The organism is Streptomyces sp. NPDC090032 (assembly GCF_044748025.1).
Classification (GTDB): domain Bacteria; phylum Actinomycetota; class Actinomycetes; order Streptomycetales; family Streptomycetaceae; genus Streptomyces.
Window position 1 is genome coordinate 100334 of sequence record NZ_JBIVFF010000016.1, and the last position, 24831, is coordinate 125164.

At 71.2% G+C, this 24831-nt stretch carries 20 protein-coding genes; 4 read left to right on the forward strand and 16 right to left on the reverse strand.

Annotated features, from left to right (window positions below):
- Window positions 1-89 precede the first annotated feature (89 nt).
- Complete coding sequence (locus tag ACIPWY_RS33680; protein ID WP_362909728.1) at window positions 90-536, reverse strand: MarR family winged helix-turn-helix transcriptional regulator; 447 nt, start codon at window positions 534-536, stop codon at window positions 90-92.
- Window positions 537-639: 103 nt separating this feature from the next.
- Here ACIPWY_RS33680 and ACIPWY_RS33685 point away from each other — a divergent pair, with 103 nt between their 5' ends.
- Window positions 640-1014 (forward strand): cupin domain-containing protein, encoded by a 375-nt coding sequence (locus ACIPWY_RS33685; protein WP_362909726.1) that lies wholly within the window; start codon window positions 640-642, stop codon window positions 1012-1014.
- 51 nt (window positions 1015-1065) lie between these two features.
- On the opposite strand, the gene ACIPWY_RS33690 is transcribed toward ACIPWY_RS33685, so the two are convergent.
- The 13 genes from ACIPWY_RS33690 to ACIPWY_RS33750 form a co-directional block, all read right to left on the reverse strand.
- Window positions 1066-2040, reverse strand: a complete 975-nt coding sequence (locus tag ACIPWY_RS33690; protein ID WP_401536312.1) for a DNA polymerase thumb domain-containing protein — start codon at window positions 2038-2040, stop codon at window positions 1066-1068.
- Window positions 2037-5552 carry a DNA polymerase III subunit alpha gene (locus tag ACIPWY_RS33695; RefSeq protein WP_401536314.1) on the reverse strand — a complete coding sequence of 1172 codons (3516 nt, stop codon included), beginning with the start codon at window positions 5550-5552 and terminating at the stop codon, window positions 2037-2039. Before ACIPWY_RS33695 ends, ACIPWY_RS33690 begins: the two co-directional genes overlap by 4 nt.
- Before the next feature lie 360 nt (window positions 5553-5912).
- Window positions 5913-6995, reverse strand: coding sequence for a S1 family peptidase (locus tag ACIPWY_RS33700; protein ID WP_401536316.1), 1083 nt, complete (start codon window positions 6993-6995; stop codon window positions 5913-5915).
- Window positions 6996-7232: 237 nt separating this feature from the next.
- Window positions 7233-8105 carry a slipin family protein gene (locus tag ACIPWY_RS33705; RefSeq protein ID WP_362909719.1) on the reverse strand — a complete coding sequence of 291 codons (873 nt, stop codon included), beginning with the start codon at window positions 8103-8105 and terminating at the stop codon, window positions 7233-7235.
- A 184-nt stretch (window positions 8106-8289) separates the two neighbouring features.
- On the reverse strand, window positions 8290-9195 hold the full coding sequence (locus ACIPWY_RS33710; protein ID WP_401536318.1) for a S1 family peptidase: 906 nt from the start codon (window positions 9193-9195) through the stop codon (window positions 8290-8292).
- Window positions 9196-9451: 256 nt separating this feature from the next.
- Window positions 9452-10240, reverse strand: a complete 789-nt coding sequence (locus ACIPWY_RS33715) for a DUF1684 domain-containing protein (RefSeq protein WP_393704755.1) — start codon at window positions 10238-10240, stop codon at window positions 9452-9454.
- Window positions 10237-11556 carry an LLM class flavin-dependent oxidoreductase gene (locus tag ACIPWY_RS33720; protein ID WP_393704753.1) on the reverse strand — a complete coding sequence of 440 codons (1320 nt, stop codon included), beginning with the start codon at window positions 11554-11556 and terminating at the stop codon, window positions 10237-10239. Before ACIPWY_RS33720 ends, ACIPWY_RS33715 begins: the two co-directional genes overlap by 4 nt.
- Window positions 11553-12635 carry an LLM class flavin-dependent oxidoreductase gene (locus ACIPWY_RS33725; protein ID WP_362909711.1) on the reverse strand — a complete coding sequence of 361 codons (1083 nt, stop codon included), beginning with the start codon at window positions 12633-12635 and terminating at the stop codon, window positions 11553-11555. Before ACIPWY_RS33725 ends, ACIPWY_RS33720 begins: the two co-directional genes overlap by 4 nt.
- 82 nt (window positions 12636-12717) lie before the next feature.
- The gene (locus ACIPWY_RS33730; protein WP_362909708.1) at window positions 12718-13689 is read right to left on the reverse strand and encodes an ABC transporter substrate-binding protein; all 972 of its coding nucleotides are present in this window, start codon (window positions 13687-13689) and stop codon (window positions 12718-12720) included.
- A gap of 74 nt (window positions 13690-13763) precedes the next feature.
- Entirely contained in the window at window positions 13764-14516 is a 753-nt protein-coding gene (locus ACIPWY_RS33735; protein WP_389544204.1) for an amino acid ABC transporter ATP-binding protein, read from the reverse strand.
- A 23-nt stretch (window positions 14517-14539) separates the two neighbouring features.
- Window positions 14540-15436, reverse strand: coding sequence for an amino acid ABC transporter permease (locus ACIPWY_RS33740; RefSeq protein WP_362909706.1), 897 nt, complete (start codon window positions 15434-15436; stop codon window positions 14540-14542).
- A 44-nt stretch (window positions 15437-15480) separates the two neighbouring features.
- Window positions 15481-17238 carry an FAD/NAD(P)-binding protein gene (locus ACIPWY_RS33745; protein WP_393704750.1) on the reverse strand — a complete coding sequence of 586 codons (1758 nt, stop codon included), beginning with the start codon at window positions 17236-17238 and terminating at the stop codon, window positions 15481-15483.
- Window positions 17235-18101, reverse strand: a complete 867-nt coding sequence (locus tag ACIPWY_RS33750; RefSeq protein ID WP_362909702.1) for an amino acid ABC transporter permease — start codon at window positions 18099-18101, stop codon at window positions 17235-17237. The genes ACIPWY_RS33745 and ACIPWY_RS33750 overlap by 4 nt, the downstream gene beginning before the upstream one ends.
- Before the next feature lie 505 nt (window positions 18102-18606).
- Between ACIPWY_RS33750 and ACIPWY_RS33755 the strand changes: the two genes are divergently transcribed.
- On the forward strand, window positions 18607-19569 hold the full coding sequence (locus tag ACIPWY_RS33755) for an ABC transporter substrate-binding protein (RefSeq protein WP_383896276.1): 963 nt from the start codon (window positions 18607-18609) through the stop codon (window positions 19567-19569).
- 26 nt (window positions 19570-19595) lie between these two features.
- Here ACIPWY_RS33755 and ACIPWY_RS33760 read toward each other — a convergent pair whose 3' ends face one another.
- Entirely contained in the window at window positions 19596-20933 is a 1338-nt protein-coding gene (locus tag ACIPWY_RS33760; protein WP_401536323.1) for a DUF5685 family protein, read from the reverse strand.
- Between the two features lie 290 nt (window positions 20934-21223).
- On the opposite strand from ACIPWY_RS33760, the gene ACIPWY_RS33765 reads away from it, so the two are divergent.
- Window positions 21224-21676 (forward strand): cell division protein SepF, encoded by a 453-nt coding sequence (locus ACIPWY_RS33765; protein WP_362909696.1) that lies wholly within the window; start codon window positions 21224-21226, stop codon window positions 21674-21676.
- 56 nt (window positions 21677-21732) lie between these two features.
- On the opposite strand, the gene ACIPWY_RS33770 is transcribed toward ACIPWY_RS33765, so the two are convergent.
- On the reverse strand, window positions 21733-23367 hold the full coding sequence (locus ACIPWY_RS33770) for an MFS transporter (RefSeq protein ID WP_401536325.1): 1635 nt from the start codon (window positions 23365-23367) through the stop codon (window positions 21733-21735).
- 258 nt (window positions 23368-23625) lie between these two features.
- On the opposite strand from ACIPWY_RS33770, the gene ACIPWY_RS33775 reads away from it, so the two are divergent.
- Window positions 23626-24783, forward strand: a complete 1158-nt coding sequence (locus tag ACIPWY_RS33775) for a hypothetical protein (RefSeq protein ID WP_393704744.1) — start codon at window positions 23626-23628, stop codon at window positions 24781-24783.
- Window positions 24784-24831: the final 48 nt, after the last annotated feature.

The following is a 24831-nucleotide window of genomic DNA, read 5'->3' on the forward strand; positions in this document are numbered from 1 at the left end:
CCAAATTACGCGCCAGTAGTAAAAGAGTGAAGTTACGCGTCAGTAAAAACTTGCAGTGGTAGCTGGACGCGCACGGTGCTGATGCATCGTCACCAGGCGGGCCTGATCGGGCCGTTGGGTGCGACGGCCAGCAACTGGTCCAGCAGGGCACGCGCCTTGCGCTCGCCGAGCCGGTCGACCCACGGCCGCACCGCGTCGGCGGCGGACTCCTCCGCGGCCCGCGCGCACGCCCACCCCCGCTCGGTCATGACGACGAGCCGGGCGCGGGCGTCGGCCGGGTGCGGCCGGCGCTCGGCGTAGCCCTTGCGCACCAGCTCGTCGACGAGCTGGCTCGCGGCCTGCTTGGTGACCCCCAGATGCGCGGCGAGGTCGGTGACGGTGGCGCCGTCCCAGGAGAGCCGCGCGAAGGCGAATCCGTGCGCGGGCCGAAGCCCCTCGAAGCCACGGGCGACGACGCCCTCGTGGATGCGTTGCGTCAGCTCACCGGCGGCGGCGAGCAGGGCGGCGGACAGGGCCATGGCCTCGGAGTTCTGCACGGGGCCATTCAAACACCCTTGACGACTTGGTCAAGCTGCCTGACTATGTAGTCAAGTTGCTTGACCAAATGGCCGCTCGGCCGAACCGCTCAAGGGAGTCGACATGCCAGTCGTCCGCGCCTCCGAGGCCGTCGTCCACGAGATGCACGGCGTCCGCTTCGTCTCGTACGCCACACCCGCCGCAGGCAGCAAGGAGCTGTGCGCCTGGCGGACCGAGATCCCGGCGGGCACCCCGGGCGTCGCCCACACGGTGTCCCGCGAGGAGATCCTGCACGTGCTCAGCGGCAGCCTGCGCTTCACGATCGACGGGCGCACGGACACGCTCGTCGCGGGCGACACCGCGATCGCCACCCCGGGCGCGACCCTCACGGTCGAGAACCCCGGCGACCTGCCCGCCACCATGTGGACCACGACGTCCGTGGGCCTGGAGGCGGTACTGGAGGACGGCACCCGCCTGTCGCCGCCCTGGGCTCACTAGGGGGCCCAACAGGGGCCTAGTGGGGGCTCAGTAGAGGCTCAGCCAAGGGGCTCATGCGGCGAGCCGTCCGGGCACGATCGCCCCGGGGCCGAACTTCGCCCGGGCCCGGTCGGCCACCGCCTCCAGCGCCCGCGCCTTCTCGTCCGCGGGGTCGAAGGTCAGCTGGCGGGCGGCCCCCTCCACCGGACGGAGCCCCTCCGCCCGCAGAGCGAGCGCCCGCACCCTGGCCCGTTGCAGGCCGAGCGCCTCGTACATCCGGTACGCGGCCGTGGACAGCGCGGTCGTGTGCCCGGTGGGCTCGGGGAGCGTACGGCTGCGGGTCGTCGTGGACCGGTCGGCGTAGCGCACGGTGAGGGTCAGCGAGCGGCACACCTGCTTCCCGTCGCGGAGCCGGGCGCCCAGCTCGTCGGCGAGGGAGAGCAGGGCGCGGCGGTGCCGGTACGGGTCGAGTTCGTCGCGCGGGAAGGGGCGTTCGGCGGCGGTGGACCGCGCGGCGGCGTTGGGTGTGACCCGGGTGCGGTCGACGCCGCGCGCCTTCTCGTACAGTTCACGGCCGATGCGGGCGGTGGTGAGCCGCTGCAGGGTGCCCTGGGGGGCGGCGGCCACCCTGTCGAGGGTGTCGAGCCCGTACTCGCACAGGGTGCGGGCGGTGGCGGCGCCGACGCCGGGCAGCGCGGCGACCGGCTGCCCGGCGAGGAACTCCGCCACGGTGCCGGGGTCCCCCGGCACCACCCGGGTCACCCCGGGCGAGGCCGTCCGCGCGGCCATCCGCGCCAGCATCGGTCCGGGGCCCGCACCGATCACGCACTCCACCCCGTACAGGGCGAGCGCCCGCACCCGGATCACCGCGGCGAGTTCGACGGCGTCCCGCCCGAAGTAGCGCACGGCGCCGCCCAGGTCCACGAGGGCGGCGTCGGGCGGCAGCGCCTCGACCGCCGGGCTGAACTCGCCGAGCAGGCCGATCAGTTGGGGCAGTGCCGCCTCGTACATGGGCGGCAGCAGGAACCGTACGTACAGGATCGTCATCCCGCGCTCCCGGGGCTCTGGTGCCACAGTTTGCGCGGTGGTCCGGACTGACCGTCGCCCGCCGGGCGCAGGTCCGCCCAGGGGTGCATCTCGTATCCGGTGGCCAGGTGGATGCGGCGGCCGTCCATCGGGTCTTCGTCGTCGGACGGCGGCTGTTCGGGCGGCTCCGCCAGGCGCAGCGCCACCGCGTCGAGGCCGCCCTGCCGGCGCACCTCCACCAGGTCGGCGAGGTTCCACGCGGCCGCGCCGACCACGCTGAGGCTGCGCGGTCCGCGCCGCTGGACCGTACCGCGGACGAGGAGCAGCCAGGAGTGGAAGACGGTGTGCGCGCACGCGGCGTGCGCGTCGTCGAAGAAGGCCAGGTCGACCAGGCCCGTGCCGTCGTCCAGGGTCGTGAAGATGACGCGCTTGCCGGAGCGGATCGGCGGGGTCTGCGTGGCGACCTTGGCGCCCGCGACCAGTACGACCTTGCCGTGCTCGGCCTCGCGCAGGCGGCGCGCCGTCAGCACCCCCAGCTCCTCCAGGAACTTCTCGTGGTCGCCCATGAGATGGCGGGAGGCGTCCATTCCGAGGACCCCGAGTTCGGCGCTGAGCCGCTCGGCGTCGCCGAGGTCGGGCAGGCCGGCCGGCGCGGTCCCGTGGCCGCCGGACAGGGGCAGTTGGGCGCCGCGGGCGCCCTGGGACCCGCGTGTTCCCCGGTGGAGTTCCGTCAAGTGGAGTTGCAGGTCGCGCCGGTTGGCGCCGAACGCGTCGAGCCCGCCGACCTGGGCGAGCCGCTGCGCGAGCGGCCGGCTGGGCCGGGCCCGCTCCCAGAAGTCGAGCAGCGAGGAGTAGGGCTGCCCCTCCTCGATGCGGGCCGCCTCGGCCTCGCTGATGCCGTGCACGTCGGAGAGCGCGAGCCGCACGCCCCACTTCTCCCCTTTGTGACCACCACTTTCGTGACCACTGCTTTCGTGACCACCACCCCCATTATCAGACACCAGTTCGATACGGTGAGCGACCGCGGACTTGTTCACGTCCAGCGGAAGGACCGGCACCCCGCGCCGCCGCGCGTCCGCGAGAATCAGCCGCTTCGGGTACATCCCGGGGTCGTGCGTGAGCAACCCCGCGTAGAACGCGGCCGGGTGATGGGCCTTCAGCCACGCCGACTGATAGGTCGGCACCGCGAAGGCGACGGCGTGCGCCTTGCAGAACCCGTACGACCCGAAGGCCTCGACGATCTCCCAGGTGCGGGTGATGGTCTCGGCGTCGTATCCGTGCGCCGCCGCCTGCTGCGCGAACCAGAACCGGATGCGGCCCTGCGACTCGGGGTCGGACAGCCCTCTCCTGACCCGGTCCGCCTCGTCGCGGCCGCACCCCGTCATGATGTTCACGATCTCGATGATCTGCTCGTGGAAGACGACGACCCCGTACGTCTCCTTCAGGGGCCCCTCCAGGTCGCGGTGCGGATAGCGGACCGGCGCGCGCCCGTGCCGCGCCTCGATGAACGGGCGCACCATGTCGGCGGCGACGGGTCCCGGGCGGAACAGCGAGATGTCCACCACGAGGTCGTGGAAGGTGGCCGGCTGGAGCCGTCCCACCAGGTCCCGCTGGCCCGGCGACTCGATCTGGAAACAGCCCAGCGTCTCGGTGGACTTGATGAGCCGGTACGTCGCCGGGTCGCCGGGCGGCACCGCGTCCAGGTCCACCGTGGAGCCGGTCGCCCGCTCGGTCTCCGCGACCGCGTGCGCCATCGCCGACTGCATCCGCACTCCGAGGACGTCGAGCTTGAGCAGGCCGAGGTCCTCGACGTCCTCCTTGTCGAACTGCGACATGGGGAAGCCCTCGCCGCTGGTCGGCACGACGGGCGTACGGGCGAGCAGCGAGGCGTCCGAGAGCAGCACCCCGCACGGGTGCATGGCGATACCGCGCGGCAGCGCGTCGAGCGCCTCGACCAGCTCCCACATGCGTCCGTACTTGTCCCCGCCCCGCCGGGACTCCCCTGCCAGTTCCCGCAGTTCGGGCAGTTCCTCCAGCGCGGCCCGCGCGTCGCGGGCACGGATGTGCGGGAAGGACTTGGCGATCCTGTCGATGTCGGCCGGGTCCATGGACAGGGCCGCGCCCACATCGCGTACGGCGTGGCGGACGCGGTACGTCTCCGGCATCGAGACGGTCGCGACGCGCTCGGCGCCGAACCGGCCGATGATCGCCCGGTAGACCTCCAGGCGCCGGGCCGACTCCACGTCGATGTCGATGTCGGGCAGGACGGAGCGGCGCTTGGACAGGAACCGCTCCATGAGGAGGCCGTGTTCGACCGGGTCAGCGTGCGCGATGCCGAGCAGGTGGTTGACGAGAGACCCGGCGCCTGAGCCGCGGGCGGCGACCCGGATGCCCATGCCCCTTACGTCGTCGACGACTTGGGACACCGTCAGGAAGTAGGTGGCGAAGTCGTGGTACGCGATGATGTCCAGCTCGCGGTGCATCCGCTCCCAGTACTCCCGCTTCCGGTCGTACCCGAGGCGCAGCATCCCCGCCGCAGCCCGCGACGCGAGGACCCGCTGGGCGGTGCGGCGGCCGGCGCCGACGAGCCGCGGTTCGGGGAAGTGCACGGAGCCGACGCCGAGGTCGTCCTCGGGGTCGACGCGGCATTCGGCCGCCACGGCGCTGGTCTGTTCGAGCAGCCGGTACGCGGCGTCGCGACGGAAGCCCGCCGCCTCGACCACCCGTTCGGCCGTCATCAGCATGGCCGCGGCGTCCTTCAGCCAGCGCTCGCCGCTGTCGAGTTCCCTGCGGGGGTCGACCGGGACGAGGCGGCGCGCGGCGTCGAGGACGTCGGCGACCGGGCCGAGGCCCGGGTCGGCGTACCGGACGTCGTTGCTGAGGACGGGGCGGATGCCTTGTTCGGCGGCGAAGCCGACGGTGCGGGCGGCCAGGCGCAGGGATCCGGGACCCGTTCCCTCGCGGCCGTGGTGGACGGCTTCGAGGCGCAGGGCGTCGCCGTAGATCTCCCGCCAGGGGGCGAGGAGGCGCGCGGCCCTGTCGGGGCGTCCCGCAGCGAGCGCGCGGCCGACGTCGGACGCGGGTCCGAGCAGCACGGTCAGGCCGTCGCCGTGGTTGTCCTCCCAGGTCAGCCGGGTCTCGCCGGCGGCGTGGGCGGCGGTGACCAGGCGGCACAGGGAGGCCCAGCCGGTGGCTCCGTCGCGGGCGAGGAAGATCACGCGCGGGGTCGACTCATCGATGAAGGCGCCGCCGCGCACGGGCTGCCTGCGCCGCTCGGCCGGAGCACGGCCCGGCGCGGTGGATCCGGCCGGCGGGGGTCCGCTCACCGCGAGGTCCGTCCCGAACAGCGGCCGCACCCCTGCCTTGGCGCAGGCCTTGGCGAACCTGACCGAGCCCGCGAGGGTGTCCCGGTCGGTGAGGGCGAGCGCGTCCATGCCCCGCTCGGAGGCACGCTCGGCCAGCCGCTCCGGGTGCGAGGCCCCGTACCTGAGGGAGAACCCGGAAACGGTGTGCAAATGCGTGAACCCTGGCACACGCACCTCCTGCACACCTCGAACCGACCTGCTCTCGCCTCCCCACCACCACCATAGACCAAGTATCGAACGCATGTGCGACATCCGAGCGAGGTCACTCCCCCGGGCACCCGTTCAGCCGCACCCCACCTGCACAAACACCGGGTTCCCCGGACCGTGGGGTCATGATCCAGACAGCCGCCGCCCCGCCCGGCCCCCGAAGCAGCCGGAACACCCGAAGCCCCCGGAACACCCAGAGCACCCGGAACGCCCGAACCGCTCAGAACGCGAGGGGCCGACCCGTCGATGACGGGCCGGCCCCTGCGGCTGGCTGTCCAGCTTTCGGACTGTCTCGCTGTCGTTACATCAGCCGTCGTTACGTCAGCCGATCTCGGCGCCGAACGTGGACAGCGCCTCCGTCACCGGCTGGAAGAAGGTCTCCCCGCCGGAGCTGCAGTCGCCGCTGCCGCCCGAGGTGAGGCCGATCGCGGTGTCGCCCGAGAAGAGCGAGCCGCCGCTGTCGCCGGGCTCGGCGCAGACGTCGGTCTGGATGAGCCCGTTGACGATGTCGCCGTTGCCGTAGTTCACGGTGGCGTCCAGGCCGGTGACGCTGCCGTCGTGGACCTGGGTCGTGGAGCCGCTGCGGGTCACCTTCATGCCGACGGTCGCGTCGCCCGCCTTGGCGATCTGCTGGCTGGAGCCGTTGTAGAGGTCGACCTCGCTCGGGTGCGCGACGTCGGCGGTGTACTTGACCAGGCCGAAGTCGTTGTCCGGGAAGCTGGACTGCTCGTTCGTGCCGATCTTCTGGCCGCTGGAGTCCGACCAGGTCGAGATCGCCTCGGTGCAGTGGCCGGCCGTGATGAAGTACGGCTGGCCGCCCTTGACCACGTTGAAGCCGAGGGAGCACCGGCCGCCGCTGCCGGTGATGGCGTCGCCGCCCGCGATCAGGGGTTTGAACTCACCCTTGGTGCGCTGGAGTTCGGCCTTGGAGCCGAGACCGTCGACGACCTTGCTCAGCTTGCTCCACGCGGCCGCGTCGACCGTGCGGTCGGCGGTCACGACGACCTTGTTGGTGGCCGGGTCGACCGCCCACGACGTGCCGGGGATCGTCGCGTCCTGCTTCAGGGTGGTGCGGGCGCCCTTCAGTTCGGCCAGGGAGTTCTCGACGACTCTGGCCTTGGCTCCGGCCGCCCGCACGATGTCCGCGGCGTCCTTGTTCAGGACGTTCACGACGAGGTGCTTGGCCTTCGCGTCGTAGTACGTGCCCGCCGAGTCCGCGCCGAGGTCCTTGGTCAGGGACGAGGCGAGATTTCCGGCCTTCGCGATCGACAGGGTCTGCGGGGCCACATCAGGGGTGTCCGTGCTCGCGTTCGCAGTCTGGAAAGTGACTCCCGCGGCGACCAGGGCGGCGATGCCCGCTCCTACCGCGGCGGCACGCCGCTTGGGTATGCGTCGGTGCTTCAACTCTCGTCCTCCTGTGGGGGGTCGGAACCGACCGCTGTGGGGTGAGCCGGTCCCGTAGGTTGACGCGCCCACTATCCCGACGGCCACAGGGGACACACAAGGTCGACTTCAGGACGCGCGTGCGACTGACGCTATGCGCTCCCCCGGCCGCGTGCACCCCCGTCATGCGCCCTTCGCACCACGTCGGTTCCCACTGCAAACACTCCGCGCAGAGGTACGGTCCGCAATGCGTGAGGTCTAGTCCTGTCCTGATTCCGATGCCGCCGGACCGGAAACCGACGGCTGCTCTGCTACCACCGGGCCGGGAATCGGCTGCTGTTCGGCGGCCGGCTGCCGCGCCGCGTCCCCCGGGGTAGCCCGTTCCAGGAAGCGCAGGAGCTCCACCGGGAAGGGGAGCACGAGGGTCGAGTTCTTCTCGGCGGCGACGGCCACCACGGTCTGCAGGAGTCTCAGTTGGAGCGCCGCGGGCTGCTCGGACATCTCCGAGGCCGCCTCGGCGAGCTTCCTGGAGGCCTGGAGTTCGGCGTCCGCGTTGATGATCCGGGCGCGCCGCTCACGTTCCGCCTCGGCCTGCCGGGACATCGAGCGCTTCATGGTCTCGGGCAGCGACACGTCCTTTATCTCTACGCGGTCGATCTGCACGCCCCAGCCGATGGCCGGGCTGTCGATCATCAACTCGAGTCCCTGGTTGAGCTTCTCGCGGTTCGAGAGCAGGTCGTCGAGGTCGCTCTTGCCGATGATCGACCGCAGTGAGGTCTGCGCCATCTGCGAGACGGCGAACCGGTAGTCCTCCACCTGCACGACGGCTTCGGAAGCGTCGACGACCTTGAAGTAGATGACGGCGTCGACCCGCACCGTGACGTTGTCCCGGGTGATGCCGTCCTGCGCGGGCACCGGCATCGTGACGATCTGCATGTTGACCTTACGGAGCCGGTCCACGAACGGCACGATCATCGTGAACCCCGGGCCACGCACATCCGGTCGCAGCCGCCCCAGGCGGAAGACCACGCCCCGCTCGTACTGTTTGACGACGCGCGCCGCCGCAGCCGTCACGCAGATCACCGCGGCGGACGCGACAGCGGCACCCGCCACCACCAGCTCCTCGACCATGGAGGCCTCCAGGGGTCGGACCCAGGCACTCAGGGACGTTTTTCGACGGTTTCCCCTTCGAAGGTAACTCCGGAACGCGCACAAGAGGGAGCCCCCGCACGGCAGTTGCCGTGCGGGGGCTCCCTGCTGCTGGCCGCAGGTCGGACTGCCCGCCGGCCGGTCAGCGCCGGCCGGTGGACACGGATCAGTAGACGCTCACTCCGTACGCGCTCAGCGCCTCGGTGACCGGCTGGAAGAAGGTCGTACCACCGGAGGTGCAGTCGCCGCTGCCGCCGGAGGTCAGGCCGTACGCGGTGGAGCCGCCGTAGAGCGGGCCGCCGGAGTCGCCGGGCTCGGCGCAGACCGTGGTCTGGATGAGGCCGGAGACGATGTCGCCGCCGCCGTAGTTCACGGTGGCGTTGAGCGCGGTGACGCGGCCGCTGTGGATCCCGGTGGTCGAGCCGCGCCGGGTGACCGTGGTCCCCACGGACGGCGTGGCCGCACCGGTGATGTCCTGGCTGCCGACCGTTCCGGGCGGGGTCCCCGTGCTGGTGTACCTGACGAGGCCGTAGTCGTTGCCCGGGAAGCTGGATCCCGCGGTCGAACCGATGGCCGTCGAGTGCGAGGAGTTCGACCACCAGGTGCCGGCGCCGTCGGTGCAGTGGCCCGCGGTCAGGAAGTAGTAGGTGCTGCCCGAGCGGACGTTGAAGCCGAGCGAGCAGCGCCAGCTACTCGCATAGATGGCGTCGCCGCCGGAGACCAGCTTCTTGAAGGTGCCGGGGCTGCGCTCGATCTTCAGGGCGCCCGCGTTGCTGCCGGCCGCCTTCTGGATCCTGGCGATCTCGGCCTGGGAGACCGTGCTGTCGGCGGTGACGACGACCTGCTTGGTCTTCTGGTCGACCGCCCAGGCGGTGCCGGGTACATCGGACTTCAGGACGGACGTGCCGGCCTGGGTGAGCTGGGTCGCGCTGAAGGTGTGCGCGACGGGCGCGTCCGACGCGCTGGCCGTGGGGACGGCGAGTGCGCCGATGGCGACGAGTCCGGAGGCCACGGAGATCATCCGGGCGCGTCTCGCTATGCCACTGCGGGGGGTGGTGCGCTTGATCCTCACTGGTCGTTCCCTCCCGAGGGAAGTCGGGGGCCCGCGTGGGGTCGGGGCCCGTGAGGCGCAGCCAGCGGCCCGCCGTTCGGATTCCGGATTCCGGAGTGTTCCGAAGATGCGGTGCCCCTGACAAGCGCTGCTCGGGAGTATTCGGCGTTTCAACTGACCGGCACAAGGGCGCCTTTCGGCCGTCCGTCCGGTACACGACCACATGCCCCGACGGCTGCTGCTGTGGTGCGCAGGCCGCCGGGGCTCGGCTCCCCTGTCAGACGGAGTTGTGGCCGACGAGGTTCCGTTCGCCCGCCTCGATCTTGACCGGCAGGGTGTTGCCGGGCGGCGGGAAGGGGCAGATGAAGTGGTCGGCGAAGGCGCAGGGCGGCAGCACCGCGCGGTTGAAGTCCACGTTCGTACGGCCTTCGGCGTCGGGCGCCGCGGCCCGCAGGAAGCGGAACCTGAAGGTCCCGTCGCCGCTGGTCACGTCGGCGAACACGGCCCACAGCGAGCCGTCCGCCTGCACGGCGACCTGGAGGGTGAGGTCCTGTCCTTCGAGGGTGAAGGCCAGTTCGCCGCCGAGGCCGAGGCCGCGCTCCTTGCCGTCGGCGTTCTCCACGCGGACCGTGCGGCTCTCCTCGTACGGCGTGAAGCGGCCCTCGACCGACCAGCGCGGGTCGTGGGCGGTGGCCTCGATGCCGCGGAAGGCGCGCCGCGGCCCCGACTGCGGGTCGAAGTCGCGTACGGCCCACAGGCCTTCGCGCACGATCGCGACCAGACGGCGCTCGCCGAGGCCGACCTGCGCGTCCGCCGTGAGCCGCACCTCGCCGGTCAGCGGCTGTCCGTCGCGGGTGAGGCCGTCCTCGGGGGCGGCGGTCAGGACGGCCGAGTCGCCGTCGGCCCGCCACTTCCCGGGAATAGCCGGAAGTGTTCCTTCCGGATAGTCGTCGAGCCAGTGGGTGCCGGTGAGGGCGAGCGGTCCGTAGGGCTCTGAGACGGACGCGGTCCGCTGTTCGTGCCACTGCTGCCAGGCGCCGGCTGCGCCGGTCGCGTCGTCGGTCATACGGTCAGGCCTTCCTCGCGTGCGGGGCGTACGGGTTCTTTCAGCCCCAGATGGGAGCGCAGCGTCGTACCGGTGTATTCCGTGCGGTACGCACCGCGCTCCTGGAGCAGGGGCACCACCTGGTCGACGAACTCGTCCAGGCCGCCCGGGGTGAGGTGCGGTACGAGGATGAAGCCGTCGGCCGCGTCGCTCTGCACGAACTCGTCGAGCTCGGCGGCGACCGCCTCCGGGGTACCGATGAACGACTGGCGTGTGGTGGTCTCGATGACGGTCTGCCGGATGGACAGGCCCTTGGCGCGCGACAGGGCGCGCCACTGCTCGGCGATGGCACGGGGATCGCCGCGCTTGGTCCGGCCCTGGGAGAGCCCGGAGTCGACGACCGGATCGATGTCCGGCAGCGGCCCGTCGGGGTCGTACGAGGAGAGGTCGACGCCCCAGATCTGCTCCAGCGTGAGGAGCGCGTTCTGCGGGGACACCTGCTGGCGCCGGATTCCGGCGGCCCGCTCCTGAGCCTCGGCCGCGGTGTCGCCGAGCACGACGGTGACACCCGGCATGATCTTCAGGTCCCCGGCGGTACGCCCGTACGCCGCGAGCCGGCCCTTCACATCGGCGTAGAACGCGCGGCCCGCCTCCAGCGTGCCGTGCCGCGTGAAGATCACGTCGGCCGTGGACGCCGCGAACTCGCGCCCCTCCGGGGAGTCCCCGGCCTGGATGACGACGGGGTGCCCCTGCGGGGAGCGCGGCAGGGTGAACTCGCCCTCGATGTCGAAGTGCCGGCCTTGGTGACGGACCGCCCTGCCGAGGCCCGCGTCCCACAACTCCCGTGCAGTCTCCACGAATTCGGCGGCCCGGGTATAGCGGTCCGCCCGGTCGAGATAGCCGCCGCGGCGGAAGTTCTCGCCGGTGAACGCGTCGGAGGAGGTGACCACGTTCCAGGCGGCGCGGCCCCCGCTGAGGTGGTCGAGCGTGGCGAACCTGCGGGCGGTCTCGTAGGGCTCGTTGAACGTCGCGTTGACGGTCGCGGCGAGGCCGAGCCGCTCGGTGACGGCCGCGAGGGCGTTCAGGACGGTGATGGATTCGGGCCGCCCGACGACGTCGAGGTCGTGGACGCGCCCCTTGTGCTCGCGCAGCCGCAGCCCCTCCGCGAGGAAGAAGAAGTCGAACAGGCCGCGCTCGGCGGTGCGGGCGAGGTGCTCGAACGACGCGAAGTCGATCTGGGAGCGGGAGCGCGGATCGGTCCAGACGGTGGTGTTGTTGACTCCGGGGAAGTGGGCGGCGAGATGAACGGTCTTACGCTGATCGGCAGTTGAGGTCATGAAGGGTCCCCCGCGAGCGCGGCGTACTGGTTGGCGGGCCGGGCGATCCCCAGGTGCTCCCTGAAGGTGCTGCCCGGATAGAACGTGCGGAACAGGCCGCGGTGCTGGAGCAGCGGCACCGTGCCGTTGACGAGCCGCTCCAGATCACGGCGTGGCTCGACGGGTGTGAGGTGGAAACCGTCCACGGCGCCGGCGCGGTGCCAGGCGGTGACGAGGTCGGCGAGGTCGACCGGGCCGCCCCGGTAGAGCGGGCCGTCCGCGCTCGGCAGCGGCCCTCCGCCGCCGTGGCCGGCCACGGCCGCGCGCTCCCCGCCGCCCAGGTCGATGCGCAGCGTGGCCAGGACGCGCAGCGCGTCGGGATCGCGGCCGTACTCGGCGGCCCTGCGGCGCAGTCCGGCGCGGACGGCGGCGGCCTGGGCCGGACCCGTCGCCTTCACCAGGGCGACGTCGGCGTGGCGGGCCGCGACGTCGTACGCGTGCGGCTCCGCGGTGTCGACGACCGTGACGGGGTGGCCCTGCGGCGGGCGCGGCACGATGGACGGGCCGCGCACGGAGAAGGTGCTGCCCCGGAAGTCGACGTGGTGCAGCTTCTCCCGGTCGATGAAGCGTCCGGTCGCCACGTCGCGGATCTCCGCGTCGTCCTCCCAGCTGTCCCACAACCGGGTTGCCACGTCGGCGACTTCACCGGCCTCGCGCCACAGCTCCGTGGCGGGCGCGGCGGCCCTGCGGCCGAAGAGGCGGGTCTCCTCCTCGGTGGTGGACACCTCGGGCCGCCAGCCGGCGCGGCCCCGGCTCACCCAGTCGAGGGTGGCGACGGCGGCCTGCACGTGGAAGGGCTCGGTGTGGGTGGTGGTGACGGTGGGCACGAGGCCGATGCGGCCGGTGGCCGGGGCGACCCGGGACAGTACGGCGAGCGCGTCGGGCCCCGGGCGGCCGAAGGAGTCGCCGAGGGTGACGAAGTCCAGGGCGCCGCGTTCCGCGAGGCGCGTGAGCGTGACGTACGGATCGGCGTCGTAAGTGTCGGGCTGGTCGACGGCCGCCGCGAGATGCAGCAGGCCGCGCCCGGTTGACGTAGTCATGAGCAGGTCCTTGGGCGAGGAAGAGGAAGAGGGGGAACGGAGGTACGGAGGTGCGGACGGCCCCTACGGCCTGGGCGGACCCCTACGGCTTGGGCAGGCCGGGCGGGTTGATCTCCGACTTCTCGACCGCCTCGGTCGACAGACCCCAGCGCTTCAGGACGCGCCCGTACGACCCGTCCTTGATCACGTGGTCGAGGGCGGCGGCGTACGCGTCGACGAGTCCGCTGTCCTTCTTCGTCGTGGCGGCGATCTTGCCCTGGATCTTGTCGCCGGCACCGGAGAGCGTGCCGATGATCTGTGACTGGCCCGCGGACTGCACGTGGTAGGCGGCGCTCGGGCTCGGGCCGAGGTAGGCGTCGATGCGGCCCGACTGGAGAGCCAGGTAGTAGTCGGTGTCCTTCTGGAAGTACTTGATGGTGACCGGCTTCAGGCCCGCCTTCTCGTCCTGCTCGCTCCAGTCGACGAGGATCTTCTCCTGGTTGGTGCCGGAGGACACGGCGATGGTCTTGCCGGCCACGTCCTTGGGCTCCTTGACCCGCCAGTCGGTCCCCTTCTTCGCCTCGAACGCGATGTTGTCGAGCCGGTAGGTCGCGAAGTCGTACTTCTCCTTGCGCTCCTCCGTCACGGTGACGTTCGAGAAGACGGCGTCGAACTTGCCGCTGTCGAGGCCGACGAAGAGGTTCTCCCAGGACACCGGGGAGAACTCGACCTTCAGGCCGAGCGTGTCGGCGACGAGGGTCGCGATGTCGATCTCGGAGCCGATGCGGGTCTTGTCGTCGGTGGCGTAGAAGCCGAGTGGCGGTGAGGCGTCGGCGCTGCCGCCGAGCCTGAGCGTGCCGCGCTCGCGGACCGCGGCCGGCAGCTTCGCGGCGATCGCGTCGACCTTCTTGGCGCGGATGCGGTGCTGGTCGGGCCCGATGTTGATGCCGCCCACCTTCTCGGAGCCGCCCTTGCCGGTGCCGGTCGCGGCATCGCTGTCACCTCCGCAGGCGGTGAGCAGGGGGGCGGCCACGAGCGCGGCGACGGAGAGGGCGAGGGTGCGGCGGGACAGCATGCGTGAACTCCTGTTGAAGAAAGGCGAGTTGACAAGGGAAGTTGTAAGAGGGTGCGGAAACAGGGACCCGAGGGTCACAGGACCTTGGAGAGGAACGCCTTCGTGCGGTCGTGGCGCGGAGCGTCCAGTACGTCGCCGGGGGCGCCCTGTTCGACGATGCGGCCCTCGTCCATGAAGACGACGGTGTCGGCGACCTCGCGGGCGAAGCCGATCTCGTGGGTGACGACGATCATCGTGGTGCCCTGGAGCGCCAAGTCCTTGATGACGTCGAGGACTTCACCGACCAGCTCCGGGTCGAGCGCCGAGGTCGGCTCGTCGAAGAGCAGCAGCTTCGGTTCGAGGGCCAGCGCGCGGGCGATGGCGACGCGCTGCTGCTGCCCGCCGGAGAGCTGCTTCGGGTAGGCGTCGGCCTTGTCGGCGAGCCCGACGCGCTCCAGCAGCCTGCGCGCGTGGTCGAGGGCCTCCTTACGGGGGCGCTTGAGGGCGGAGACGGGGGCCTCGGCGATGTTCTCCAGGACGGTGAGGTGTGGGAACAGGTTGAAGTTCTGGAAGACGAAGCCGATCTGCGTGCGCTGCTTGAGCACCTCGCGCTCGCGCAGCTCGTACAGCTTGGCGCCGGAACGGCGGTAGCCGACAAGTGCGCCATCGACGCTGATCCAGCCGCTGTCGACCTTCTCCAGGTGGTTGATGGTGCGCAGGAGCGTGGACTTGCCCGAGCCCGACGGGCCCAGGACGACGGTGACCTCGCCGGTGCGCACCTCCAGGTCGATGCCACGCAGCACCTCCAGCGTGCCGAAGCTCTTGTGGACGGCCTTGATGTCGACCATGGTCCGGTCGGCGCCCGCGTCGCTCATCGGGTGGTTCCCTTCGAGAAGTGTCGTTCTACGTAGTGCTGGAGGACGGAGAGCGCGCTGGTCAGGAGCACGTACCAGACGGTGGCGACCATCAGGAGCGGGACGACTCGGCCGTTGCGGCCGTAGATGACCTGGACCTGGTAGAAGAGCTCGCCGATCGCCATGACGGAGACGATCGAGGTGCCCTTGAAGAGGGAGATCACCTCGTTGGCCGCGTTGGGCAGGATCGAGCGCATGGCCTGCGGCAGGACGATGCGGCGGATCTGCCGCAGCCGGGGGATGCCGAGCGCGGCCGCGGCCTCCAACTGGCCGCTGTCGACGGCCAGTACACCGCCGCGCACGATCTCGGCGGCGTACGCGGCCTGGTGCAGCGCGAGCCCGAGGACGGCCGCGCTCATCGCGCCGACCAGGCCCATCGTGTCGAAGGAGAGGAAGCCGGGCCCGAAGGGGATGCCGAACTGCAACTCCTTGTACAGATAGGCCAGGTTGAACCAGAACAGGAGCTGGACGATCAGCGGGATCGAGCGGAACGCCCAGATGTAGCCGAAGGCGACGGCCTGGAGGAACCGGCTGGCCGACAGGCGCATGAAGGCAAGGACGATGCCGAGCGCGAAGCCGAGGGCCGTTCCGTAGAACGTCAGCTGAAGGGTGGTCCACACCGCCTTGAGGATCACGTCGGCGGTGAAGTAGTCGGCGAACACCCCCCATTCCCAGCCGGTGTTGGTGATGAATCCGTGCGCGAACTGGGCGAGCAGGACGGCGGTCGCGACGATGGCGGCCCAGCGCCAGGGGTGGCGGACGGGCACCACCTTCAGCGCGCCGTAGTCGTCGGCGCCGCCGGCCGTCGTGGCCGATGTCGTTCTGTCGATGGGTGGATCACTGGTCAGGGACATGGGGGTTCCTCAAAGGGACGGAAAGGTACGGGCGGGAGCCGGGCTCAGGCTGCGGCGTGACAGGCGAGGTCGCGCAGGAACGCCAGGACGGCGCGGGCGGTGGCGTCGTTCTGGCGGAACGAGGGGCTGTTCGTACGCGGCCGGGTGAACGCCCCGGCGCCGCGCGCGTTCGTGTGCGGGCCGAGCGCGAAGCGGCGCGGGTGTGCCGTGCCGTCACGGTGCAGGACGCGCCCGTCCTCGGGATCGACCGCGAGGAGTCCCGCCGGGGTCGCCTGTGCCCCGTCCTCGTACAGCTCGCGCAGGAGCCGGTCGCGGGTGCGGGCGAGGGTGGGGTGCGGCAGGCGGGCCTCGACGAGGGCGCGGGCCTCGACGACGGAGCCGGGCACGGTGGCGCTCGTGGCGCGGAAGACGCCGTCCTCGGCGGTGACCCGCATGTCGGCGCCGGTGAACTTCACGATGCCGGCCCGCGAGAGCGCGAGCAGTTGCCGCAGCCGCGGCCCCGGAGGCCCGGAGGCGAGATAGCTGAAGAAGCCGTGCCACCAGGACCCGATGTCCCCGAGCCGCACGACCTGCCCGTACACGGAGAGCAGACCGAGGAACACGGCGAGGTCGGGGCTGTGCGCGGGGTCGTGGCGGCGTTCGAGGTCCGCGGTGATGTAGCCGCGCAGCCCGTCCTGGAGTTCCTCGTACGAGGTGTGGCGTACGCCGTCCAGCGGGTGGTCGAGGGCCGTGAGATCGAGGCGGTCCGCGGGGTCGGGCACTGCGGAGGCCACGAGTGCGTGGAGTTCGGCGCTCAGCGGTTCTGCGGCGGCGTACTTCTCCTCGAAGTCGGTCCAGGCGACGCGGGTGCGCTCGGGGTGGGCGGCGAACAGGCGGTGGTAGTGGGCGAAGCCCAGCTCCTTGTCGATGAGGGGCCACACGTCGCGCCGGAAGTCGTAGCCGTCGGGGCGGGCGAGGAGTTCGTCGATCTCGGCGGGGCCGAGGAAGCGGGGCAGCGGCGGGCGCACGCCGGTCCAGTCGTAGCCGATCTTGGAGTGGTAGGGGATGCCGCGCCGGGAGCCGACGTGCAGGACGGGCTCGCGCCCTGACGGGATGTACGTGTCCCCGTCGTACCGTCCGCCGCGGCCCTCGGTCAGGAGCACCATCAGGTCGACGAACGCCAGGCCGAAGCCGCGGACGAGGACGTCCTCGCCGGGCGCGAGCGCGGACAGGTCGCTGTCCGCGGTGAAGTCCGGCGGCAGATGGACGAGCCCGTGCTCGCGAGCGTATGCGCTCAACTCCCGTTGCTCTTCGTCGAGTTCGGCGTCCAGGTGGCCCTGGGCGAGGATGACCGTGTCGGCGAGGAGGGGGCGGTCCCGCCCGTCGAGCCACACCTGCTGGCGGCCTTCGCGGGGGCCGCTGACGCGCAGGGCGCGGCGCGGGTGGTGGTGGACGGTGACGCCCGGCGGGAGGGCGGCCACCGACTGCTCGTACACCCAGTGCAGATAGGCGCCCTGGAGCTGCCGGTCGGCGAACGCGCGGCCGTCGAGGTCCGCCCACTCGTGCAGGGCGGGCCCGGGGAGGACCGGCCCTTCGAGTTCGACCGTGTCGTCGGTGAACATCGTGACGTCCTGGGACTGCGAGTTCATCCAGAGCAGCGGGGACTGCGCCTGCCGCCAGACCCGTCCGCCGCCCGGCGGGAACGGGTCGACGAGGTGGATGTCGAGTTCGAGGCCCGGGTGCTCGGGTGAGTTCGCGGCGATCCGCTCCAGGATGCCGGTCCCCCGCGGACCGGCTCCCACGATCACCAGCGAGGGCCTCATCGGGTGCGCTCCGAACCGCGCGCGTAGTGCCGCTCGACGTAGAACTGGCCGGCGCTCAGCAGCGAGGTGACCACGACGTACCAGATGGTGGCGACCAGGAGCATCGGGATGACCTGGTAGGTGCGGTGGTAGACGAGCTGCACCGAGTAGAGCAGGTCCTGGACGGCGATGACGCTGACGATGGAGGTGCCCTTGAGGGTGCCGATCAGCATGTTCCCGGCCGGCGGCACGATGGAGCGCATGGCCTGCGGCAGGATGATCCGCCGCCAGCGCCGCAGCCGGCTCAGCCCGAGCGCCTGCGCGGCCTCGATCTGCCCGCGGTCGACGGAGAGGATGCCGCCGCGCACCACCTCGGCGGCGTACGCGGCCTCGTGCAGCGTGAGGCCGATGATGGCGACGGTGATCGGCCCGAACAGGTTGACGGTCTTGATGCCGAGGATGTGCGGGTACAGCGCGCCGATGTTGAACCAGAACAGCAGCTGCACCAGGATCGGCATCGACCTGAACAGCCACACGTATCCCCAACTGACCGCGCGCAGCACAGGGTTGGCGGACAGACGCATGACGGCGAGCAGGGTGCCGAGGGCGAAGCCGAGCGCCATGACGAGGGCGGTCAGCCAGAGGGTGAGGCCGAGTCCGCGCAGGACGGATGCCGTGGTGAAGTATTCGGCGACGACGTCCCACTGGAAGGCGTCGTTGCGGATCACCGAGTTGGCGGCGAGTGCGAGGAGTACGAGGACGACGGCGGCGGCGAGCCACTGGCCGGTGCGGGGCCGGCGGACGATGCGGGGCTGTGCCTCACCGGTGCCGGCAGGCGGTCCGGCCGCGACCGGCGTGGTCTTTGCGAGCGTGTTCGAGGACATGCGAAGGCTCCGTGGGCACTGGAATCCAGCACGGTCATGCCTTCACACGGAACTTGCGGGCCGAGCCCCTCAGCAGCGGTCCCCGCACCGAGAGTAAGGGGCTCGCTCCGCTCTCTGTCAAGGCTGTCCAGAGTGTGAGCTGTACGTCTCAAGTGAGTTGACGCGGAAACGGATGCCTGTTCCACTTGCCCCATGCATCCGCAGCAGTGGCTGGTCACGCGCTCCCACATCGACTTCGGTCGAGTGTGGTCGGCGTCCTGTTGATGCCCTTCTGACGCCCGCTGCGCGTCTGTTTCTCCCTCTTCTCCACGCTTCCTGACGCTTGCCGCGTTTGCAGCGTGTTGAGCGTTACTGCCTTTTCTTCGTTTTCCGCGTCTCACGGTGCGCCCAAGTACGCGCACTCGTCCGCGCCTTCACACACCCACGCGCCCTCGCGTACCCCTCCCCTCTTTCTTTTCTCGTCCACCTGCGTGCCTGTTGTCTTCGAAGGGCAGAACTCCACGCCATGCGTACGATCTTGACGACCCATCAGAGAATTCCCGTCGCGTTCGCGCTGATCACCGCGGCCACCCTGGCGCTGGCCGGATGCGGCTCCGGCGACCCCGGTGCCTCGGCGGGCGGCGCCGCGCCCGCCGGCCGGAGCGACAAGATCCCCACGACCGATGTGGTGAAGAACGTCAGGAAGGACGAGGCGGCGGCGAAGCTGCTGCCCGCCGACATCCGGGCGGGCGGCAAACTGACCGTCGGCGCCTCCATCGGCGGCACCCCGCCCGGCGCCTTCTATCTGGAGGACGGCAGAACCGCCGTCGGCCAGGACATCGACTTCGCCGACGCCGTCGCCAAGGTCCTCGGGCTGAAGCTGAAGCGGGAGGCCGCCGGTTTCGAGGCGATCCTGCCCGCGCTCGGCAGCGGCAAGTACGACCTGGGCACAGGCAACTTCGGCGTCACGGACGAGCGGCGCCGGACGATCGACTTCGTCACGTACATCAATGACGGCCAGGGCTTCGCCGTGCGCAAGGACAGCGATCTGAAGAAGGTCACGGACCTCGGGCAGCTGTGCGGCCTGAACGTGGCGACCGGCGCGGGCACCACGTTCGAGGCGACCCTGGAGGAGAACAAGCACCTGTGCACGGACGCCGGGAAGAAGGCGTACAGCGTCAAGACGTACGCCGACCAGAGCGCGATCTGGTCGTCCCTCCAGCAGGGCAGGTCCGACGTGGTGATGAGCACCATCAACGGGCTGCGGTATGCCGTCGCCCACCAGGAGGGGCTGAAGTTCCTCAACGAGTACCACCGGCTCGACGTCGGCTTCGCCTTCAAGAAGGGCACGAAGCTGGCGCCGGCGTTCCGGGCGGCGGTGAACAAGCTGATCGCCGACGGGACGTACGACAAGATCCTGAAGAAGTGGGGAACCAGCGAGTCCGCGATCGAGAAGTCGCAGATCTCACCGCCCGAGATCAAGGACTGACCGGCTCCTACCCCGGGCCCGGGGGCTCAGCAGTCGCAACAGGAGCAGCACTCACAGCACTCGCAGATGGAGCACGCCTCGCAGCAGCTGCAGTCGGTCGAGCAGCAGTCGCTGCACCAGCCTTCGCGCTTCTTACGGGACCAGGGCCCCTCGAACTCGTCGGCACAGCACACCTTGCAGGTGCTGCAGAGCCCGATGGCCGCGGCACACCCCGCGAGGAATCCGCGCTTGCCGGGCTTCGGCGGCTGGAAGGACGGCCCGCCGCCGAAGCCGCCGGGTCCCCCCGGACCACCGGGACCGCCCTGCCCGCCGCCGTACGGATTCTGCGAGCCGTACGGGCCCGAGGACCCGGGCGGGACGTACGGGCCCGATCCGGTGGGCACCCAGGGGCCGGGCGCACCCGGGCCCTGTTGCGGCGTGGACGCCGTCGGTGCGTGCGCGCCGTGCGCGGGTCCGGCGACGTGCGAGACGCCGGATCCGTGGGACGCGTCGGCGCCGTGCGCGCAGCCCGACGTGCCGAAGGCGCGGTCGACCGAGCGGCGCAGTTCGTGGACGAGCAGCAGATGCGCGAGCGTGCCGTCGGAGAATTCGGCCTCGCGCAGGGCGAGGCGGATGCCGTGCAGCGCGTCGTCGGCGAGGCGGCGCGCCTCGGCGAGGTCCGTGCCGGTGGCCGTGAGCGGGTTCCAGGCACCCGACGCGGCGTCAGTTTCCTTGTCCTCCACGGCGTCCAGGAGGTGAGCGAGCCGCCCGAAGAGCCGGCCGGCCTCCGCGAGCGGCGTCGCGTTGCCGGGGCGTCCGGCGAGGACCGCGGTGTGCGCGAAGGCGGCGGCGGTCGCCGTCTCGGTCGGCTCGGTGACCGTGAGCACCGGGGTGCCGCGGCCGGCGAGCGCCTCGATCCCCAGCTGGCGCTCCACGGCGTCGACCAGGACGGCCGTATCGAACCCCACGTCAGAACCCGTACGGGAGCCGGCCTTTCCCCACTTCGTGGCCACCCGGCGGGCCGCCGCGGCTACCGGCCTGCGGGCCAGGAGGCCGTCGCCGTCGGCGACGTGGTCGCGGACCTTGGCCGAGGCGAGGACGAGCGAGACGGCAGCGGCGAGCCGGGCACCCTCGCCCTGCGCGACGGACGCGGTGCGCATCCCGCGCAGTGGACAGGGCCCCGCCGTGCGCCGTCCCCCGGCGGCGGATTCGGCCTGAGCCTCCGTCAGAACCGAGATCAGCAAACCGTCATAGTTCGTAACAACCCTCGCGAACTGCCCGTGGTCACCGCGAAGTGCCAGGCAGAGTCCGCACAGATGAGCCATCCATTGCGCCTTGAGCCCCTCGCCGAGACGATGGCTGCAAGGCCGGACTATTCCGAACAAGACGACTCCCCCGAGGGTCCCGAAGACGTAAGCTGCGGCATCGTATCGAGGGTGCCGTTCACCCGTACGCACCGGTCGTCACCCGTACGCCGCGAAGAATCATATTTCACTCACTGTCAGCAGCCGTACGGGATACGACCCTTGGGATTCATGGGACAGCGCCGTGTTGACTCTGCACCAGTAGCGTCACGAAAACCCCGCGCGGCGACTATCCACTTGGCGCACCATCCGCATCATGGACGACCATAGGGATGCGAAACGCAGAGGAACCGCTGTGAGAGGAGGCGTCCATGGGATCGGTGCGCAAGGCGAGTGCCTGGCTTGGCCTCGTCGACGACAACGATGACGAGCGTTACTACGACGGCTACGACGACGACAGGGTCGAGGGGTCCGAGCCGCAGACCGGCGCCGCCTGGGTCACGGACCCGCGCGTGAAGGTGGCGGCCGACGCCGCCGAGGAGCAGGGCCGCCGGATCGGCACGGTCACCCCGGACGGATTCCGGGACGCCCGTGGCATCGGCGAGATGTTCCGGGAAGGTGTCCCGGTCATCATCAACCTCACGGCCATGGAGCCCGGGGACGCCAAGCGCGTCGTCGACTTCGCGGCCGGGCTCACGTTCGGGCTGCGGGGTTCCATCGAGCGGGTGGCGAACCGGGTGTTCCTGCTGAGCCCTGCCGACACGCAGGTGGTCAACGGCGAGGCGGAGAGCCGTCCTGCGGACGGTTTCTTCAACCAGAGCTGAGCGTCACGGGTGGGCAGGGCCCGGCCCCTCGGCCGGGTCACCGCCCGCGACAGCCGTCACGCGACGGTGGAGGACTCCACGCCGACCCGCTCGGGTCCGCGCTGGGGCCCGATCTTCGCCGTGCCCTCCGCGTCCTGCGGGGCAGCGGCTTCGCACTCCATCCGCTTGGGCAGCCGCAGCGCAGCCACGGCGCCGAGCAGCAGGAACCCGGCGCTGACGAACAGAGTCACGTGCAGTCCGTGGACGAAGGCGACCCGGGCGGCGCTGCGCAGCGCCTCACCGGCACTGCCGCCGAGCCGCGTCGCGACCTGGTACGCCTCGCCGAGCGAGTTGCCCGCGTCGGCGCTCGCGGATCCGGGCACGCCGCTGACGCGGGCGATCCCGGGTGCGTACGCGGCGTTCATCACCGAGCCGAGCAGGGCGATGCCCATGCCCGCGCCGAGCTGGTAGGAGGTCTCCCCGATCGCCGCGGCGCCGCCGGCGTCCTGCGCCGAGGCCTCGCTGAGCATCGACTCGTACGCCCCGAAGAGGGTGGTCTGCAGGCCGAAGCCGAGAAGGACGAAGCCGAAGGTGAGCAGCGACGGCCGGTCGTGCTGTCCCATCAGCGTGAGCATGAGCACCGCGGCCGCGGTGAGGACGAAGCCGGCCGAGACCATGCGGCGCGGGCCGAAGCGGCGCAGCTGGGACGAGCCGAGGACGCCCGCGGCCATCGCCGCGAAGGTGAGGGGCAGCAGCCGCACCCCCGTCTCCAGGGGGCTCAGGCCGAGTACCAGCTGGAGGTACTGGACGGCGATCAGCTCCAGGCCGACCAGGGCGAGCATGGCGAGGACGATGCAGCCGACCGCGGTGGAGAAGGCGGGCCTGGCGAACATCTTCATGTCGATGAGCGGATGCTCGCGGCACTTCTGCCGCCGCACGAACACGATCAGCACGGCAACGCCGACCAGGAGGGGGGCGACGGCGGACGGGTCGAACAGGTCGCGGTCGACGCCGAGCCGCTTCACGCCGTAGACGACACCGAGCATTCCGACGGCCGCCATGAAGGCGCCGACCACGTCCCAGGGCCCGTCGGAACAGCCCTTGGACTCGGGAAGTATGAGACGGCCGAGGGGCAGCATGACGGCCATCAGCGGAATGTTGATCAGGAAGACCGAGCCCCACCAGAAGTGCTCGACCATGAAGCCGCCGAGGACCGGTCCGGTCGCGGCGCCTATGGCGGCGACCGCGGACCAGACTCCGATCGCCACGGCCCGCTCGCGCCGGTCGGGGAAGACCGCGCGCAGGATCGACAGGGTCGCGGGCATGATCATCGCGCCGCCGACGCCGAGCAGCGCGCGGGCCAGGATCAGGATGTGCGGTGTCGAGGCCAACACGGCGAGGGCGGAGGCCACGCCGAAGAGGGCGTAGCCGAGGAGCAGGACGCGTCTGCGGCCGACGCGGTCGCCGAGCGTGCCGAAGAGGATCAGGAGCGCCGCGCAGATCAGCGGATAGGCGTCGACGATCCAGAGCAGCTGGACGGCCGAGGGGCGCAGGTCCTGGGTGACGGCGGGGACTGCGACGTGCAGCACGGTCGCGTCGAGGGCGACGAGCAGCAGGCTGGTGCACAGGACGACGAGGACGACCCAGCGATTGGCGCCTGGCCCGGCGGTCCGCAGGCGAGAGGGCGCGGTGGCCGTGATCGTCCCGGACATATGCGTACCTCCCAGTGGTCCCTCGCGCTCGGCGGATCCGCGGGGTGGGGACTTCCCCGCGGTTGCGGCCGGAAGGAGCGGACTCCCGTGCCCACGCAACGATTGGCGAGTGAGCCGTCAGAGTACGCGAGTTCATTGCGGTGCCACGTGGCGGACCTCTCATGAGCCTCGCCGTGGAGTGTGGTGTACGCCACGCTCCGCTCTTGGACCACGCACCGGCGTGCGGTCCGGTTGCGCCCGGCGCCGATAATCGACGCCGTGACCGAAGTCGACCTGCAAGAACCGCGGCGCGCCCCGGCCCGCACGGCCGGAGCGCTGCGGCGCGCGGCGCCCGCGCTCCTTGCCTATGCCGGGGTGCGCGCCCTGGGCCTGCTCCTGCTCGCCGTGTGGAGCGCGGCGAAGGGGAAGAGCCCGCACACGCTGCTGACCGCCCGCTGGGACTCGCTCTGGTACACCCGCGTCGCGGATTTCGGCTACGGCTGGGAGGTGCGGCTGCCGGACGGCACGGTGCACTCGAACCTCGCGTTCTTCCCGCTGCTGCCGTGGCTGGAGCGGCTGGTGTCGGCGGTGAGCCCGCTGTCGTACGCGGACGCGGGCCTGGTGGTGAGCTGGCTCGCGTCGCTGTGCGCGGCCTGGGGGATCTTCCTGGTGGCCCAGCTGCTGTACGGGCGGCGGGCCGGCGTCTGCGCGGTCGTGCTGTGGGCGGTGCTCCCCGTCGGAATCGTGCAGTCGATGGCGTACAGCGAGTCCCTGTTCACGGCGCTCGCGGCCTGGTCGCTGTACGCGGTCCTGACCGGACGGTGGGTGAGCGCGGGGCTGCTCGCCTCGCTCGCGGGTCTGACCCGGCCGGTGGGTGCGGCGGTGGTCGCCGCGCTCTGGGCGACGGCCGTGGTCCAGGTCGTGCGGGAAAAGAGGATCTCCTGGCGCATGGCCGTCGGCGTGCTGCTCGCCCCGCTGGGCGCGGCCTCGTACGTCCTGTGGGTGGGGCACCGCACCGGGGGCGGCCTCCTCGGCTATCTCGACGTCCAGGGCCAGTGGGGCAACGGCTTCGACGGCGGTCTCGCCTTCGCGCGCTTCGTCGGCGCCAAGTTCACGTCGTTCCCCTCGGCGCTCGCGGGACTCGGCCTGATCGTCGGGGTCGCGCTCGTGATCTGGCTCTACGTGCTGTGCGTGCGGCGGGGCCAGCCGCTCGCGCTGCTCGTCTACTGCGGGATCGTCGTCGCGCTCGCCCTGTGCGCGTCGGGGTACTTCGGCTCGAAGCCGCGGCTGCTGCTGCCCGCCTTCCCGCTCCTGCTGCCGGTCGCGGTGGCGCTCGCCCGGCTGCGCACGGGCAGATCGGCGGCGGTGCTCGGCGGGGTCGCGGTGGCGTCGGCGGTCTACGGGGCCTTCTGGCTGACCGGGTCGGGGCCTCCTTGATCGACTCGGCGGGCCCCGGGAGGCCGGCCCGATCGCCCCGAGTGATCG

What these genes read in the sequence shown, in the direction of transcription:
- ACIPWY_RS33685 (WP_362909726.1), top strand. Translation starts at nt 640, where the DNA reads ATGCCAGTCGTCCGCGCCTCCGAGGCCGTCGTCCACGAGATGCACGGC.
- ACIPWY_RS33690 (WP_401536312.1), bottom strand. Translation starts at nt 2,040, where the DNA reads ATGACGATCCTGTACGTACGGTTCCTGCTGCCGCCCATGTACGAGGCG.
- ACIPWY_RS33705 (WP_362909719.1), bottom strand. Translation starts at nt 8,105, where the DNA reads ATGGTCGAGGAGCTGGTGGTGGCGGGTGCCGCTGTCGCGTCCGCCGCG.
- ACIPWY_RS33715 (WP_393704755.1), bottom strand. Translation starts at nt 10,240, where the DNA reads ATGACCGACGACGCGACCGGCGCAGCCGGCGCCTGGCAGCAGTGGCAC.
- ACIPWY_RS33720 (WP_393704753.1), bottom strand. Translation starts at nt 11,556, where the DNA reads ATGACCTCAACTGCCGATCAGCGTAAGACCGTTCATCTCGCCGCCCAC.
- ACIPWY_RS33725 (WP_362909711.1), bottom strand. Translation starts at nt 12,635, where the DNA reads ATGACTACGTCAACCGGGCGCGGCCTGCTGCATCTCGCGGCGGCCGTC.
- ACIPWY_RS33730 (WP_362909708.1), bottom strand. Translation starts at nt 13,689, where the DNA reads ATGCTGTCCCGCCGCACCCTCGCCCTCTCCGTCGCCGCGCTCGTGGCC.
- ACIPWY_RS33735 (WP_389544204.1), bottom strand. Translation starts at nt 14,516, where the DNA reads ATGGTCGACATCAAGGCCGTCCACAAGAGCTTCGGCACGCTGGAGGTG.
- ACIPWY_RS33740 (WP_362909706.1), bottom strand. Translation starts at nt 15,436, where the DNA reads ATGTCCCTGACCAGTGATCCACCCATCGACAGAACGACATCGGCCACG.
- ACIPWY_RS33745 (WP_393704750.1), bottom strand. Translation starts at nt 17,238, where the DNA reads ATGAGGCCCTCGCTGGTGATCGTGGGAGCCGGTCCGCGGGGGACCGGC.
- ACIPWY_RS33750 (WP_362909702.1), bottom strand. Translation starts at nt 18,101, where the DNA reads ATGTCCTCGAACACGCTCGCAAAGACCACGCCGGTCGCGGCCGGACCG.
- ACIPWY_RS33755 (WP_383896276.1), top strand. Translation starts at nt 18,607, where the DNA reads ATGCGTACGATCTTGACGACCCATCAGAGAATTCCCGTCGCGTTCGCG.
- ACIPWY_RS33765 (WP_362909696.1), top strand. Translation starts at nt 21,224, where the DNA reads ATGGGATCGGTGCGCAAGGCGAGTGCCTGGCTTGGCCTCGTCGACGAC.
- ACIPWY_RS33770 (WP_401536325.1), bottom strand. Translation starts at nt 23,367, where the DNA reads ATGTCCGGGACGATCACGGCCACCGCGCCCTCTCGCCTGCGGACCGCC.